The following is a 15,369-nucleotide window of genomic DNA, read 5'->3' as shown; positions in this document are numbered from 1 at the left end:
CTTAGTCCCCAGTCCCTAGTACCCAATCCCTAACGTGGCATCGCATCAATAATCGGTATCCCGCCCACTGGTGCAATTAAGCTTACTTGGTCGCCAATTGCGAATACGCCATTGGAAATTGCCCTCGCTGAAAATATTTGTTCTGCGGTATTTTGGACGTTGTATTGCCCCACTTGAGCATCGTAATTGAGGATCTTGACACTGTTTTCGAGGATGCGATCGCTCGTTTTTTGGGTTTGGACTAGCTTGGAGTGATAGATGCCTCGATTAGTTAGCCCAAGTGATCGCAGAATTGATATTTCGTTCATCTATAAGCATTCCTCATAAAGGATGAAAGCTGTTACAAAAAATCACTGAATCTTTAGGTATTTTATAATACGGTGTGGTAAAAACTCCATTATACTTAATTTTTCCATCTGCTTGTATATCCCATTTTTCTACACTTGCGTTACTGTCAGAAATACTGACTACTGAATATATTTTTTTATTCACTATATTGTCACTGCATGAGTTGATACCACTAATTTCATTGATATATGTGTCACTCAAAAAGGTGGACGCTATTGGATTTAGTGGGATTACTTTTAATATACTTTTATTGATAAATGAGCCAAAGTGTGACGAACTTGCTTTACGAAAAAAGTAGGAATAATAAGAGCCATTATCTGTAATTAACTTATTTAAAAATGAAGTATAAGTTTTTAACGAAATTTTAGAGATTATAACGTTAATCGTTAATTTACCTGTATTGGTATAAACTGCATTAGATATTACACCTCTAATTAATGCTGGGAAACTACGAATTGCGTTACCGGGGATACTCCCTGGTGGCACTTTCTCGTCAATGTTTACGTTAAATAGTATCGGTTGACCAATAGCACTATTAACCTTGAAATCTTTATTATAAGTTTGTTCGCAAACTAAGACAACGTTAGTTGAATCTTTGTCGATATCCGATAAGCTAGTCCAGCTAGATATTATCAAAAAATCGCTGTTGTCTAAAATAATAGTATTGCCTAGTTTGTTAGTAGGTTTAACTTTAAGTGTTATAACGTTATTTGTCTCTACAAACTCATTATCACTTTCATCAACAAAGTTTCCAATCTTAATCTTCCGAGTCGCGCTCCAAATTTGATATAAATAACCATCGGTTGTTTGTTGAGCTAAAAAGATACCAGAGTAATTTTCTAAATAGTTTTCTTCAATAACTGGGGGAATTAATGTAGGGGCAGATCCTAATGGAGGAGTAGGGATAAAACCCCAAATAGTTGTTCCACCGTTGGGGAAAGTATATGTAATTGTTGTAGTCCCGTCTGGATTATGTACTTCTAGACCTAATAGAGGATAAGTTCCGTCGATGAGTGTCACAGAATTTATGGTGGTTGTTAGCCAGTTACTATAATTCTGTCTTCCTCCGTGAAATAAAAAAGAAGCAAAAATACCAGGGAAATATGCCCCATCTGGAATAGATGCCACATTGGTAGGTGAACTATTAGAAGTAGGTCTTAGAGAAAAATAAAAAGTGGCTGGTTGAGCTGTAGCAATACTCGTTCCTGTACCAAAAGTACCCCCATTGATTTGCAAAGAAAATTGTGATTTTCCTCCATCTGGGAAGGTATAGCTTTCGTCTGGGTAGGTAAAGGAAAAAGATATAGTACTCGGAAGTATATAGCTAACCCCAACCCCTTGAAGATAGTTAGTAGGATCTAGTTCACCGTACACGTAACTTACAAGAGTTCGCTTAAAGCTAAATAAAGAATTTGGATTTTCTGGTGTCCAAGTCGAGGCGTAAGCATCTACTTTGTTACGCCTCAATGCTCGTCCATAGGTATCATATAAAGCTGCTTCAACAATATCAACAGGAAAATTATGAATTTCTAAATCATGGATCATATTCCGGGTTGGAGAACCCGAATTGGACTCCCACAATCCGTTACCTAGATAATATTCAACACCGTTAATAATCGGATTAGTAATTGCAACAGGTTCTTTTAATTTATTACTTTTAAATAAATATTTTCTTAATCTAGCTTCTGTATACTTCACAGATGCCAGATATTTGTTAGTGCCTAAATTTGTGATGTAGCCAATGCTAGATATATCTGTGTTTAGAATTTTTTGTGGAGTTGGGCGATCGCCCCCAATATAAATATCAAGATGAATGCCATCAGAGTTATAAAGATAAAATAAAGTTTTGACCCTGTATGGTTTATTGATTATAGGTTCTACATTTAATTCTATTTTTTTCCTAGGCATCGCATCGTATTTGGCAAGTACCCCACCTCGCCTGAGCCTGATATTTTCACCCAAGCCTACTGCTCCATTGGTTTGAGCGCTGCCATAAAAGATATTTCCATTGTCATCTTGTAGCCTCCCCAAGCCCAATTCGACATCAAAGCCAGTGTAAATAGTGGGTGAAGATTGCTCTGACCACGCCTCTGCTACATCGCTTATTTTTTGCTGGTACAAATGGCGGTTAACAAGTGATCGCGCCTTCAAAATATCACTAGCTTCCTGTGACATAGCCGCTATTTAGTACTACGAGGGGAATTTGGTAACTGTAACCCTGCCCATCCGGTACAGTAATAGGCGTTGATTCCACAGCATAAGCAACGATGATACCGTTGGCACTCCTAGCGCGAAACGTGCCGCTTCCAGTATCTGTAATATCTATTGTTGTACCGCCACCATTGGGTTGGAGCTGGAAGTCGTTTGTAGTTACTGAAGAAACTTGGTAGATAGTGCCAGCAGCAATGCCACCAGGGAGTGTAGCTAGAGCATCAGGTGTAAAAACTAATTTATCGCCATTAACAAATCCATGAGCGGTTATGGTAATGCGATCTGAGCTTGGATTAACGTTGGAATTAGTAAAAGAAATTGAAGAAACTGCTGTCGAATCAGCAATCAAGAAAGCTGTTTGGAACTGAAAGCTACCACCTAAGGCGCTGAAACTAGCGCCAATGATCGGTAATTCGTGGCGAAGGCCCGTAGTGTCGTAGCTGCCATCTGAGCCAAAATTAGCGAAAGCCCGTGTATAGCCAAAGTTGTTCAGTAGTTCATTTGTTATAAAATCGGCTAATGAACTGCTGCGGGATAATGTTGCAGTGTTCGCCAAGCATAGCCGAAATTTGCTGGCATCGGGGGGAGTGCTGCCACGGAATAAAATTTTGGCTGATTGACTTATCCAGAGGTTAGTAAAAATTCCGGCTGGCATGATTAGACAATGGACATTGGATATTGGGCAAGCAGGGTATTAAGGAATAGCTACAGAAGCCTATCCCAATCGACCTCATCCCAAATCAGTGATTCCCATGTGGGTGACGTCGCGATCGCATTCCAGGCGCTTTCATCTACGCCACCCCAATTAACATCCTCCCAGTAGAGTGAAGTGAAATCTCCTGTAAAGCCTGCACCAATCCCTATACCTAAAGGCAGTACAAACCCACTACTCCACTGCCCACTTTCACCCAATCCCAATTGGATTTGTGAAGTAGTTGTGGTCAGCAAGTAGGCGTAAGACTTGAATTCAATCCCTAGCGCCATCCCTCCAGATAAATTCTCAATTTCTATATATGGCAAAGTCACCGCACCAGGTATTACCACGTTGCCGTCAGCCGATAGTGTTACACCGTTGATTATGGTGCTGCCATCCGGCGTAATCGTCACATTGCCCACTACAGCATTACCTTCCGGGGTGATAACTGCGCCACTAATGATCGCACCATTAATAGAAAGCGTACTTCCAGTAATTGCGATCGCCCCCTGCACTGGAATTGCTGATTGCGACTGCCCTACCCAAATACCATCACACGAAAACAAAGCTTTTTGGGCTGTAACCACCCAGCTGCAACCATCGGCTAAATAATTTTGGGCTGTACCGTCGAACTCAGTCACATTAACGCCAAACAATGGCTGATAGGCATTGAGTAAACTATTAGGAATCGCCCCCGCCATCTCCTGCCCCTGCCACCTACCTCTGAGTAATTTGCCTTCGAGTTTAGCGATCGCTTCAAGTTGCCGATTCGCGCTACTTCCGCTACTGATATAAAATTGGGTATTGGGGACGGTAATGCCGGCTAAGAAGTCCACACTGTAGGTGCGCTCACGCTGCTTGAATTTGCCGCTACATGGGTCTTGAAAGGTAGCTGTGTAGGTTACAGGATTTTCTTCTATGCGTTTTATGGTTGGACGGCGCTCGGCCGCGGGTGGCGTTTCTTGCCCTGAATTGGAGCGGCGTTTTTCGTCTGAATCAAAAGTCAGCCCTAATTTCTGCTTCGCTCTGTCGTTCACGTCATCAGAATATTTGATCGTACTACCCCCCTCAGTTTTTATTAGGGGCTTTAAAGTGTAGGTTTCGTATTGCCAAGTATATTTGTCAATCTGTTTCCATTCTTCATATTTATATTCGGAAATTGTTAAATATTCTGGTATTGTGTCCCAATCGTCCCAGTTTTCATTGGTGCCATTCAAGATAGTTACTGCAAGTTCTTGAGTCTGGGTAACTTTATTTAAAAGCACTTCTTTGGGACTATAAGTAAAAGTTTCTGTAAGGACTTTGGTATTCGTTAGTCCGACAAAATTCCCGACGATAAAATCGGGTCTAGCCTCTTCAATCTCTGCCAGATACTGAGATTTATCTGTGTTGAAAGTAGTGATTCTTTGCTTTAACTTCCCACCATCTTCAACATTTTCAAACTGCGATTCCTCAATTCGATTTTCGCCCAAGAATAACCGGAATAATTCTGGCGGTAGTTGGGGAGGTTCGGCAAATTTATCCCAGAAAGCTCTTGAGACAATCAAGCCCCAAGGTTTTTCAGTAACTGAAGTAATTGTGAATTTTCCCTCATCTTCATCCCACTTTTGGTTTTCTGTCGTTTTATTAATTATTATCAATCCTGTGGTATCGGGATCAAGAATTACGGGGGAGCCATATTGCTCAGTAGTAACTTCATTATCAAGTTCAATCTCCCGCGTTATCATCTGTGTCCCAACAGCTTTAACCTTTTCGCAAGGTGACTCTGCCCCACCCAATCGGCGATACCAAAGCTCATTTTTGCCAACTGTCAGAGAAACTAGAGATTGAGTTGATTCAACATTAACCCTTGTTATTCTGAATTGCTCTTGATTATCAATCCACCCTATCTTGTTGTTTGCGTATAGTAATTTCCCAGCAGATTGCAGGTAGGAGCCGGAAAGATTTAATGGGTAATTATAGAGAGTATCTGAAATACCACCAAGCACAGTAGTAATCCCTGCTTCGCTCAGAAGCTTGGTAATTACAGAGTTTGCTGTATTTGATCCATTAGATTTATTGTCTGCCTTGCCTGGATCAGTGGGTTCCTTGAAGTTGAGCAGGGTAATCAAATCGCCAACTTCCAGAGTTAGCTGCTGTTTTTCCGTGTCATATTTTGGTGTTAAAAGTCGCAGTGTCCCCCGTGGGTGGCGTCTTAGTTGCCCACTGGTATCAGCAATATCCAGTGTGACCGCCTTTCCCCGACAAAATGCGCTAGGACTTTTGCGATCGTCTAGGGATTGAGTAAAGCCCAGGGCCTTGCCTAGCAAGATTTGCCCAGTAAAGGTAATTAGCCCAGATTGGTCAAGATGGCTATCGCTACCTTGAAAAGAGATGAGGCAAGGGGTAAAATCTACACCTCCAATTAATAAACGGACGTTTCTGGCTGATTGGTTTACGGACATGGGTGAAAAGCGAGCGCATCTTCAAGCCCATGATTCCTATTGTTGGTTTACTGAGTAATAGAGTATTTTAAACTACTAATCAAACACGCATTTCGTATAAGTGGTTGCATTGTTATATTTGAGCGGTTAAATGAATAGGTGCATTATGACAACTACAGACTTTTTAGATAGATTGGTTGGAATTTTTCAAAACGCGATCGCATCCACCCAAGAGAACACGCAATTGAAATCTGAAAACGCGCTCTTGTTAGCAACAAAAACAGACCTACAAACGAAGTTGGATGCTGCCACGACAGCAAGCGCAGATTTACAAACAAGGCTTGATGCGACTACAGCTTCCTTAAATGCAGATGAAATCGAGAAAGCCGATACAGCGACCAAACTGGCTTCATTAGAGCAGCTTGCTTCTCAACTTGAATCAATATCTGCTCCTACTACTGTTTAAGTACGCCACTTGACGCCAGTCCGCTCAAGTCGGGAGACCCGCCCACACGGCTGGCTCCTCAACTTGGGGAGACCCCAAGACCACAGTGGCTCCAAAGATTTGCTTCTGCAATCCGTCGGCGGCGTAAACCCACTTCCACGTTGCTCCCCGGATTACAGTACAAACTGAAAACTCGTGTAACTTCTGCAACATCTTTCCAGCGCTCAGAATTTCTAAGCAGTGTGCTGATACTGGTAAATCCTGAAGAATTGTAAAAATTAGCACCTAAATTGTAACCAAAACTCAAGATTGCCCCTTTTTGGTTTTCCGTCAGGTCATTCCAAGCGGGGATTTTTTGTAGATGGGGTAAATAGTCTCTTTTAAGCTGTAATATGAGCATCTCATCAGCAGCCGATTGGATGATGCTTTCCCCTAACTGCCAGTTGCCTCCATCAGGTTTTTGAGTAGCACCCCAGCCAATGGTAATGGGTTTTCCGCCGGTGCGCGGGTCTGGGTAGGCATGGAGGTTGCAGCCCTCAAATTCTTTGATCAGGTTTACGCCAGATGTTGGTAGATCTGTTATGGGCATTGGGCGATCGCCATTATGGGCGGGTATTGATACGCTCATAATTCCTTTGCTAATCTTCCAAAAACCGCGACTGGAGGCGCACTTTTGACCTGGATCAAAATCAAAAGTTTACTAGTATATACTAGTAAACTGAAGCGCCACTCAAGGTAGCACTAGTCAACCAATGCTTAATAGATGGTAATGCGGCTTTTAGTTCAACCAGATGTAGAGCAACGATTTTGGGACAAGGTTCAAAAACTTGAGTGTGGGTGTTGGCTCTGGAAAGGTGTTAAAACAAAGTACGGGATTGGGCGATTCAAATATAGAGGTAAACTCAGATCAGCGCACAGGTTTGCTTATGAAGTTTTTTATGAAGCCATCCCTGATGATGTTTGGATAGTTAGAAGACCTGAGTGCAAAACACCCGGATGCTGTAATCCAGAGCATTTAATGCTAGGCGATCGCTCTATTGCTATGGGCAATGGATGTCAACGTGGTACTGTCAATCCCCCAGACAATGCTTCAATTATTAATACTCAAGAACATAAAATAAGTCGTAAATTTACACCTGAACAGGTAAAAGAAATCAGGTTACTTTTGAGCCAAGATGTCAGCGTCATATACTTGACCTGGAGATACCAGGTAGATGCTCACACGATTTACAGAGTTAAAAATAATGAACATTACAAGGACGTGTAACGACTTGTAAAGCAAAACCGCATTCTTGCGGTTTTGCTTTATCTGTGGGACGGGCGACTCGCCCGTCCCAGGAATGATTGCCAGGCGGACTCCTAAGCTAATTTTAGGCTAGAAGAAGTTTTCATGACATCTGAGCGAAGTCTGATCGTGGTTCACTACACTGGGACAAAAATTGGTGACTCTGCCGGAAATGCGCTGGGTGGAGTATCCCCCCGGTCACTTTCCCCTTTTGACCACTTGGGCGTGATTACTAAGAATTATGAGCGCGATAATCCTAAATCTCGTCTTACACTGACTCAAATCATTGAAATATTGCTAGGTGACCCAAAACAACATCATCAAGTGTTTAGGCATATCCCAGGCTCCTCAAAAATGGAACGTGGCGAGGTTGTAAGTTTGACATTATTTGTCAATGATTACGAATCAGTTATCAAGTAGCCTTATCCAATTCCCTCAATACAAAATTTGTCACATACGGATATAACTCATTCCTCTGCCACTGAGATTTCGGCTCAAACATCCGAGCATAAAACCGTGCTGGGTAAGAAACACCACCTGTAAAAGAGATTTGGGTTCCCCCAGATGCTAGTGCTCTCGTCCTTGCCCCCTGCTCAACAAAATCTTGGATACTGTCGTCCACCGTGATTCTGTAATTACCTTGAGTTCGGCGGAGGCGATCGCACTCCCCAAATATTGCCCCCAACGCCCACCATTGAGTTTGAGTTACCATTGCTGAAACTGTCCAAATGTGCTTAGGTTCATAAACTGGGCCAGAATCTAAGGGTGTGCCGACGATGCTGTATTCAGTCATTCCAGTGTCGGCGAAAACGCGATCATATGACACAAAGCGCTTAAGCGTGACTGATATACTACTGATCGAGAGGGTTAGCTGCCGCATAAAAAATTTTTCAGGTGCGGGGTTAGGATCAGATTTCCTATTTTTGGGTTATGACTGAAGCCGAACTTTTTCAGTGGTTAGAGGATAACTTCAAGCATCACCGTACTGTGCAGTACTCACTCTACTTTTTGAAGCATGTAAGGCTACTTCTACAATCAATGGTGTACAGAAGCGCGGTGATTTGGTTAGATGAGAAAGATGAGTCCGTAGCTTATCTTGACAAGGTTTTGAAAACATACATCAACTTATTATCAATAATAAAGAGATTCGATAATATAAACTCAAAAACTGCCTGATATTAACGAAATCGATATTAACAAACGAGGCGATCGCCCTGACTCCATGAAAAATTTGTCACAAGCATAATCTCCATCAACCTATAGCCAACCCCAGGAAAAATTTTTCACAGGGTTCACATTCCCTGTGCCATTACCTGACCACGACCAATTCTGTTCATCAAGTCTGCTGCATCATCAATTGGGTTAGCCGTGGAAACAGAGAGATTGCGGGGTGTATTAGCCAATGTGATAGTGGTAATTGAGTAATTGCATTTTCTAAAATTTAAAACTAGAAAACAAAAATTTTAGACTGAAAGCTTAGAATAACCGTGGAGTGTAACCTTCAACGTGAGGTCTCTGAACTATCACTCCAGGATAGTCAGCAAGATATCCAACAGTAGCAGGAATTTTTTTGATAAGAGTCTGGTCTGTTGTATTGAAATAATCTACTTTTAATCTTATGGCAGTGGCCAGGTGTAAGGCATCGTATGGCTTTAATTTGTATGTCCACACTATATGTCTAGATATCTGAGCCATTTCACGTTCAAAGTTAGCAACTTTAATCCATGATTGCTTAAATAATTGGTCTATCACGTGTTCTTTGCTCTCATCAAGTTCAGCCTCTCCCTTGATTTTTATCACCTCAGCCATCGTGAAAGCTGAAGTGAAAAGCTCTATTACTCCTTCTTCTGCCGCCTGAAGGATTGTTTTACACTCATAAATTTTGTCGGATTCATTATTAAGAAATCCTAAGAAAACACATGAATCGCAGTAGTGGCGTTGCTTAGTCAACTTTCACCCCCTAGATTTCGGAAAATATCCGTCAGGTTAGGCATTTCACTAGGGTCTGGTAATACTTTTAGCTCTTGAACTTTAATATTGACTTTCGGCCCATGTGTTCGTTGCCGGATTACACCAAAAAGATATATTCTTTTGCCCAAGGCATTCCTAGCTGTTTCAAAAAGACTATCTGGGAAATAGCATTTGATAATTTTATTATCTATAAAGTCACGAATTCCTAAGGATTGCTGATTAGCAAGACTAATAGAAACTAATTGTCCCTCTATGGAACCGTAGGATGCATGAAAATCTTTGATGATTTCATCGACATGAGAAGAAATGCTTGTAGTAACCTGAATTCTCCCAGGATCTGCTCTAAACTCTATTTCTGCAAAATTCTCAGGATCTAGCATCTCGCTAAATGCCCTAGCACTTATTAAAGCTTTGTTTGTAAACAACACAGGGCGCTCAGGTCTTTCTTGAAGAATCTCTAAACCCCTTACAAACGTAGAGATAACTTGAGCAGGTCTATTAGGTTCAATCTCATCACTGATTAAGTTAGCTTCTGCTGTTAAATGAATACTTGCACTACTGATAGATGAAATAGACCATTCAACACCTGGCTTGCCTGTGCTAGATATGCTTCTATCCAACTCAGACAATATAGTTTGAAAATTCTCTAAAACCTTTTGAAATTTTTCAAGCGGAAAATATGGGCCATCAATGTCAATGGTCAGCTTGTTACTAAATTCATCCGCTTTGTGTCTCAAGTCTTGATGCCGCATTGCATTAGCCCCTGATTGTATCACTCTGGTGTATTAATCAGGCGAATTATTAAGCCTATTTTTAATTAGCTTATAGTACAAATGTATCATGAATAAACGGAAGCATACTAAAGTCTAGCCTTCTGAAAATTTTTCACATTCCCGCCCCACAACCTGACCCCAGGAAAAATTTTTCCTAGGGTCACATCCCCTGTGCCACAACTTGACCACGACCAATCCTATTCATCAAGTCCGCCGTGTCATCAATTGGGTTAGCCGTGGAAACTGTGAGAGAACGAGGTGTGTTAGCCAATGTGATAATCGCACTTTTCAAAGCATCTAGCCTCTGCTCAATCCCCTGATTCGCCATTTTCAACGCCTCTACAAACTGATTGCCTTTTGCCTCCTCACGCGGTTGAATGGTAGTTGAGTTTACAGCAAGAGCAGTTTTATCCATTGGCGGCATATCAGCCTTGTTACTAGGCAGTGCTGCCCCCAATGTTGGCAACTTCGTTTCATTTCTGTCTTGAAAAATCGCTCCACTTGGGGAAACCCCAAGACCGCGTTTTTCGCTCTGCCGCATATAGCCTTCAAAAATATTCTCTCCTGGCTTGAGTTCTAGTTTGGGCAATGGATTGATGTTAATACTGCTAGGCAATACTTCTTGAGCGAGGCTTTCTGTCCCCTCCCGTTGCCTCTGATAAGCCTGAAAAATGTTTTCTCCTGGCTTGAGTTCCAGTTTAGGCATCTGGTTGATATCAATCTTCCGTGGAAGTGTCATCTGTGGATCTTTTGATCCACTGGTAGATCCCGCTTTTATCTCAGCCGAAGACAAACTCATCGGTCTACGTGCTTTTTCCCCGGTTTCCACTAAATCTATTGCACCTTGTCGTTGGCGTCTTTTTTCGCCGTATTCAAAGCTCTCGGTTTGAGCGCCTTGAGTCGCTTTCTGTTCAGCAGTAGCATTGGCAGCAATCTCAGGTTGGTCATTGAGATTGGCTTGAGCATTAGCGACACGCTCATTACTCAAATCAATCTGTTTATTGGCAATTTCTAGATTAGTTTTAGCGGTTTCAATAGCCAATGGATCTTTCTTGGCGATCGCAATTTTCAAAGCACCACTCGCTTCGTTTTTAGCTTTTTGAGCGGATAGCTGTGCCCCTTGGGCTTCATACAGAAGCATAAGAGCCGCGATCTTCTGGCGCTTGAGGTCATTTTCCAGTGATTTGCGCTGAAACTCCTGTTCTTTTTCCAAAGCCATTTGCTTAATGAGAGCTATCCTGTTTTCAGCTTCAATTCTTTTCTCTTTAATCTGCAACTCTATAACTTCAGGTTTGGTATTGGAATTTACCTGATATCCCATGTCTCTTAGTTGCTCACGGGCGGCCATGCGGGTTCGGCGTTTGACGTTTGGATCTTTGAGTTTATCAACCAAAGACTGTGCGTCATCAGTATCAGTTTTCTGATTTTCAGCAGGTACGAGAGAGGCGTCTGACAATGCCTTAGACAAACTCTGGCGCGATTGTTCTAATTTGTTGGTGCGCTCTAAACTTTGATTGTAAAGGTCGAGCTTTGCCTTGGATTCATCAAGTTGAGAGGTTTGCTTCTTGAAGCGATTTTCCTCGGCTTGCATGATGCGTTGGATGTTATGCTCAACGCTCTCTCTACGCTTCTCTTCTTCCTCAATTTGAAAAGTTGTTAGCTGTGAGTCTAAAGCAGCTATTTCATCCTTGGCATCATGCTCATTTTTGACACGGGACTTGATAAACTTAATCTTGTCAACTACCTCTTTTTGAGCAGCTTTATTTTTATCAATCGCTGCTTGGTCTTGAGCTTGTGGGGTCAATCCCGCCGCCAAAAGTCTCTTATCAATTGCAGTACTGTCAATTGTTTTATTTGTCGTAATGTTGCGCTCAACAATTGCACGGTATTTTTCCTCAGCCGCAATCTTGAGATCAATTAATTGCTGATGACTCCTAGCTAATTCCAGATTTAGAGTCATCTGCTCCTCTGCAAACTGTCTCTGATTTCGCCGCCCTTCTTTATACTCTTGTTGGTTTTGAGCAATCTTGGTTTTAACTAGGGCAGTGTTACCGACGGCCGCCTTTTGGTCAATGGAGTTCTGGTCTAAGTCGGCGCTGTCTTTGGCGCTTGTGGTTATCCCTGATGCCAGTAGTCTAGTTTTTACCCCAATGGTACTAGTGGTTTGAGAAAGAGCGATCGCCGATTCCGCCTTTTTATTAACAAACTCGATGTCTTTGAGTCGTCGTGCAATGACTGCCTGTTGCACAGCTAGCCTATTTTCGGCTTCTTGCTTCTCTAAGTTGGTTTGTTCGGTGGTGAGTTCACGCTCTTTTTCGGCAAACTTCTCTGCACTGATAGCACCTTGGTCATGATAAGTATGGAGTGTAGCCAATTGTTGGTTAAGGTTTTTTTGTTGACTTCGCGTGCTAGCTAGTTGGATTCTGGAAGTTTTTTCAGCAGCCACTTCTTCTGTTATCGACATAGCCGTTTGGGCATTTCTAACAGCTGTAATCTTCTGATTTTCTGCCTTTTGGGTAGCAGCGCGAGAGTTAGCGGCACTGTCATCAATTTTGAAGAAAGCATTGTCCTGCACAACTTGACTACGCTTTGTTTTGGCCTCAAGAGTAACAGCTTGGGTTTCGGTGAATTTAGCCTTTGATTCACGACCAGCTTTAAGCTGCTCTAGGATGCCTTTATCAGCTTCATCTGAGGTGTTTTTAAGTATGTCCTCGATTTTGGCAACGCTAGAGTCTGGGGTAAGTCCAAGTCTTTTTAAAGTAGCTTGAAAATCAGGTTTATTCGCTGCCTCTTCATAGGTTTTGACAGCCAACGCTTGCTTCGTCTCATCAGTTTGAGCCGCTTTATACTCAGCATCGGCATTTTTAAATGCTAGTTGCCTAGTAGCTAATTTGTTGGTGGAGAAGCCTGCGATCGCAACTCTTGCATTAGCTAATTTGTTTTTTGCAAGGCTTTCTTTGTTCTTCTCCTGCCCCTCAGCTAATGCTAAATTTAGCCCTCGCAAGGCATTTGTAAACGCTTGTATGGGGTTAACCCGCAGCGCTGCTAAGGCGGATTCTGCTCCTGCCTTAAGACCTTTAAGCAACTCATAGGATGATTTTAGCTGTTCGTCCATTTGAGCAGCTGCCTCTGTCCCTCCTGCTGTTTTGATCGCCTCTGGAGATTTAATCTCTTCTCTTTTAGCCTTAATAGTATTAATTTGTTGATCTAACAGGGTTATCTGCAAGTTATAGGGTTTAGCTATTTCTGCTCTTTTGTCATTTAACTGCTGGATTTTGATATTTTGATTATCTAAGTCTTGTTTTGCTTGGGCTGGAATTGCTAGACCCTTGTCTGTGTAATCACGTTTTGTTTGGGCTTGAAGAATTTGTCTTTGCTGTTCAGCTTGCGTCAGTTCAGTATTAACAGCAGGAAGTCTCCCAATGTCACCTGTGCGAGTCTGGAGTTGCTTAATGGCTTTGCGGGTATCAATGGCTAAATTTGCACTACCACCAACAAGATCCCCAATGCCAGCTTGCATCTGACTTTGTTCGTAACTTCCAAAGGTTTCTTTATTGCCACTGAAAACATCGCCTCCTCTGAAAGGGCCAATATCCGCGTTGTAAACTGGGGCAAGATAATCATCGTAAAACCGTCCAAATCCACTAGATGCAACTGGTTTTATACTTGATTCTCTCGGTTTTCCGGTATCTTTCTCAGGCTCTTTACCCGGATCTCCAAACGCTTTCCTTGATTCTTCTGCGGCTCTTTTAGCAGCTTCTCCTGCTTTATTGAAAGACTGGACTAATTCTGTGTTGGCTGCTGAATTTACAAGGTTAATGGCTTCTAAAAGTGCAAAAATACCAACTGTAATCTGGGCTGAGAAAGAATTATTGATAGTACTAGCCAACTGAGAAAAAGCGCCTCCTAATGTAGCCCCAGCTGCTTTGGTAAGAATCAGTTGTCCGATTATTGTCCACAAAGCTTTACCCAAATTAACAAGCAAAGCCGCAGAAACAGCAGCGATAATAATTGCTATTTCCTTGCCAATTTTAGCTACTTGCTCAAGAGTATCAGATAGAGCATTTAACCCCAGTATTGCAGCTGGTGCAACGCCCTCGCCAACACCCTGCTGTAAGCTTAAAAAGGCATTTTGGACTTTAAAAATAGAGCTTTGGGCGTTTTTGCCAGCAGTTTTGGCAGCCTCTCCAAATTCAGATTGCAACTGTCGTGATAGCTTCGGCAATATATCTTGTGAAATCGCTTGTCCCGATTCCATGAGCTTGTTCAGCTCTGCCTCGCTCATACCAGCAGCGCGAGCAAAAATAGCCATTGCTCCTGGCAAGCGATCGCCCAGTTGTTGACGAAGATCATCCGCCCCGATCCGATTTTTTGAAATCATTTGTGAGAGAGCCGAAATCGCCCCTTGGGTATCCTCAGCACTGAGTCCTAGAACTGTACTAGCTTCCGAAATACCTAGGAAAAGTTCACGGGTTTCTCTCCCCTCCAATGCGGAACCTCTTGCAGCAGCAGCTAACTGAGTGAAGCCCTGAGCCGACTCTTTAAGCGGAACCCCTAAATCCTCAACAGTTTTCCTGACAAATGCCAGATTTTGAGCGCCTCCCGCACTTCCCCCTGATGCAAAATTGAGAGCAGTTTTAAGGCGATCAAGTTCGACGAATGCTTTAAAAGCGTCTGTTGACAGCTTATTCAAAACACTCTGCAAAATCATCCCACCCTGAAAAGCCAAAAATCCTTTGAAAAGCGAAGACAAAAGCCCGCTGAAATTTTTTAGGATAGGGAAAGAGCTTTCAGCTTGATTTTTAATATTCTTGAAGATATTTCCGATCGCACTTGCACCTGTATCTCTACCATCTTTTCCAATTTTTAAACCAGAAAGGAATGCACCTATCCCTCGATTTGGATCGGCTTTACTCTCAGTATTAAGAGTTCTCTTGACTTCGGTCGTGATGTTAGTTGCAAGATTGATCGCTTTTTCTTTCAGAGAGTTTAGTCTGGAGATAAGCCCAAAGCCAATAGATCCCGAACGAGTATTTTGATCTGGGAGTGGTGTTGATACAAGAGTTTTATAATTATCCTCGGTTGAGGAAGACGTTTGTTTTGACGGCAAGTTTAGAGCTAGTCTTCGGTCATGTGCTTCTTGAGCATATCTGGGGTCTAGTACCCTTCTGTCGTGTGCAGCCTCAGCATATTTGAAGTCAAGAGCATTTCGGTCATGT

Annotated in this window: 12 protein-coding genes; 3 read left to right on the top strand and 9 right to left on the bottom strand. The window is 42.4% G+C overall.

The window, feature by feature from the left end; all coding sequences use genetic code 11:
* Positions 1–29: 29 nt before the first annotated feature.
* From V7K21_RS19195 to V7K21_RS19180, 4 genes are read right to left on the bottom strand one after another with little or no spacing between them, the layout of a single operon-like run.
* Positions 30–308 (bottom strand): hypothetical protein, encoded by a 279-nt coding sequence (locus V7K21_RS19195; RefSeq protein WP_335176852.1) that lies wholly within the window; start codon positions 306–308, stop codon positions 30–32.
* 13 nt (positions 309–321) lie between these two features.
* Positions 322–2,523 (bottom strand): hypothetical protein, encoded by a 2,202-nt coding sequence (locus V7K21_RS19190; protein ID WP_335176851.1) that lies wholly within the window; start codon positions 2,521–2,523, stop codon positions 322–324.
* On the bottom strand, positions 2,507–3,214 hold the full coding sequence (locus tag V7K21_RS19185; RefSeq protein ID WP_335176850.1) for a hypothetical protein: 708 nt from the start codon (positions 3,212–3,214) through the stop codon (positions 2,507–2,509). The genes V7K21_RS19190 and V7K21_RS19185 overlap by 17 nt, the downstream gene beginning before the upstream one ends.
* A 50-nt stretch (positions 3,215–3,264) precedes the next feature.
* Positions 3,265–5,697 (bottom strand): hypothetical protein, encoded by a 2,433-nt coding sequence (locus tag V7K21_RS19180; protein WP_335176849.1) that lies wholly within the window; start codon positions 5,695–5,697, stop codon positions 3,265–3,267.
* Between the two features lie 145 nt (positions 5,698–5,842).
* Between V7K21_RS19180 and V7K21_RS19175 the strand changes: the two genes are divergently transcribed.
* Positions 5,843–6,142 carry a hypothetical protein gene (locus V7K21_RS19175; RefSeq protein ID WP_335176848.1) on the top strand — a complete coding sequence of 100 codons (300 nt, stop codon included), beginning with the start codon at positions 5,843–5,845 and terminating at the stop codon, positions 6,140–6,142.
* Between the two features lie 58 nt (positions 6,143–6,200).
* Here the strand turns inward: V7K21_RS19175 and V7K21_RS19170 are convergent, their stop codons facing one another.
* Complete coding sequence (locus tag V7K21_RS19170) at positions 6,201–6,749, bottom strand: lysozyme (protein WP_335176847.1); 549 nt, start codon at positions 6,747–6,749, stop codon at positions 6,201–6,203.
* Positions 6,750–6,890: 141 nt separating this feature from the next.
* On the opposite strand from V7K21_RS19170, the gene V7K21_RS19165 reads away from it, so the two are divergent.
* Positions 6,891–7,388 carry a hypothetical protein gene (locus V7K21_RS19165; RefSeq protein ID WP_335176846.1) on the top strand — a complete coding sequence of 166 codons (498 nt, stop codon included), beginning with the start codon at positions 6,891–6,893 and terminating at the stop codon, positions 7,386–7,388.
* A gap of 123 nt (positions 7,389–7,511) precedes the next feature.
* Entirely contained in the window at positions 7,512–7,826 is a 315-nt protein-coding gene (locus V7K21_RS19160) for a hypothetical protein (RefSeq protein ID WP_335176845.1), read from the top strand.
* On the opposite strand, the gene V7K21_RS19155 is transcribed toward V7K21_RS19160, so the two are convergent.
* The 4 genes from V7K21_RS19155 to V7K21_RS19140 form a co-directional block, all read right to left on the bottom strand.
* The gene (locus tag V7K21_RS19155) at positions 7,819–8,199 is read right to left on the bottom strand and encodes a hypothetical protein (RefSeq protein WP_335176844.1); all 381 of its coding nucleotides are present in this window, start codon (positions 8,197–8,199) and stop codon (positions 7,819–7,821) included. The genes V7K21_RS19160 and V7K21_RS19155 overlap by 8 nt on opposite strands.
* Before the next feature lie 683 nt (positions 8,200–8,882).
* On the bottom strand, positions 8,883–9,356 hold the full coding sequence (locus tag V7K21_RS19150; RefSeq protein ID WP_335176843.1) for a type II toxin-antitoxin system VapC family toxin: 474 nt from the start codon (positions 9,354–9,356) through the stop codon (positions 8,883–8,885).
* Complete coding sequence (locus tag V7K21_RS19145) at positions 9,353–10,129, bottom strand: hypothetical protein (RefSeq protein ID WP_335176842.1); 777 nt, start codon at positions 10,127–10,129, stop codon at positions 9,353–9,355. Before V7K21_RS19145 ends, V7K21_RS19150 begins: the two co-directional genes overlap by 4 nt.
* A 181-nt stretch (positions 10,130–10,310) precedes the next feature.
* A partial coding sequence (locus V7K21_RS19140; RefSeq protein ID WP_335176841.1) for a tape measure protein occupies positions 10,311–15,369 on the bottom strand: 5,059 nt, incomplete at its 5' end.

Origin of the sequence: Nostoc sp., from assembly GCF_036919595.1 — a bacterium.
In the GTDB taxonomy this organism is placed as follows: Bacteria; Cyanobacteriota; Cyanobacteriia; order Cyanobacteriales; family Nostocaceae; genus Nostoc.
This window is presented reverse-complemented; position numbering and strand designations above follow the sequence as displayed.

Excerpts from the sequence above, each read along its gene's own strand:
- V7K21_RS19190 (WP_335176851.1), bottom strand. The coding sequence starts at position 2,523 with ATGTCACAGGAAGCTAGTGATATTTTGAAGGCGCGATCACTTGTTAAC.
- V7K21_RS19160 (WP_335176845.1), top strand. The coding sequence starts at position 7,512 with ATGACATCTGAGCGAAGTCTGATCGTGGTTCACTACACTGGGACAAAA.
- V7K21_RS19195 (WP_335176852.1), bottom strand. The coding sequence starts at position 308 with ATGAACGAAATATCAATTCTGCGATCACTTGGGCTAACTAATCGAGGC.
- V7K21_RS19185 (WP_335176850.1), bottom strand. The coding sequence starts at position 3,214 with ATGCCAGCCGGAATTTTTACTAACCTCTGGATAAGTCAATCAGCCAAA.
- V7K21_RS19145 (WP_335176842.1), bottom strand. The coding sequence starts at position 10,129 with ATGCGGCATCAAGACTTGAGACACAAAGCGGATGAATTTAGTAACAAG.
- V7K21_RS19180 (WP_335176849.1), bottom strand. The coding sequence starts at position 5,697 with ATGTCCGTAAACCAATCAGCCAGAAACGTCCGTTTATTAATTGGAGGT.
- V7K21_RS19170 (WP_335176847.1), bottom strand. The coding sequence starts at position 6,749 with ATGAGCGTATCAATACCCGCCCATAATGGCGATCGCCCAATGCCCATA.
- V7K21_RS19155 (WP_335176844.1), bottom strand. The coding sequence starts at position 8,199 with ATGACTGAATACAGCATCGTCGGCACACCCTTAGATTCTGGCCCAGTT.
- V7K21_RS19175 (WP_335176848.1), top strand. The coding sequence starts at position 5,843 with ATGACAACTACAGACTTTTTAGATAGATTGGTTGGAATTTTTCAAAAC.
- V7K21_RS19165 (WP_335176846.1), top strand. The coding sequence starts at position 6,891 with ATGCGGCTTTTAGTTCAACCAGATGTAGAGCAACGATTTTGGGACAAG.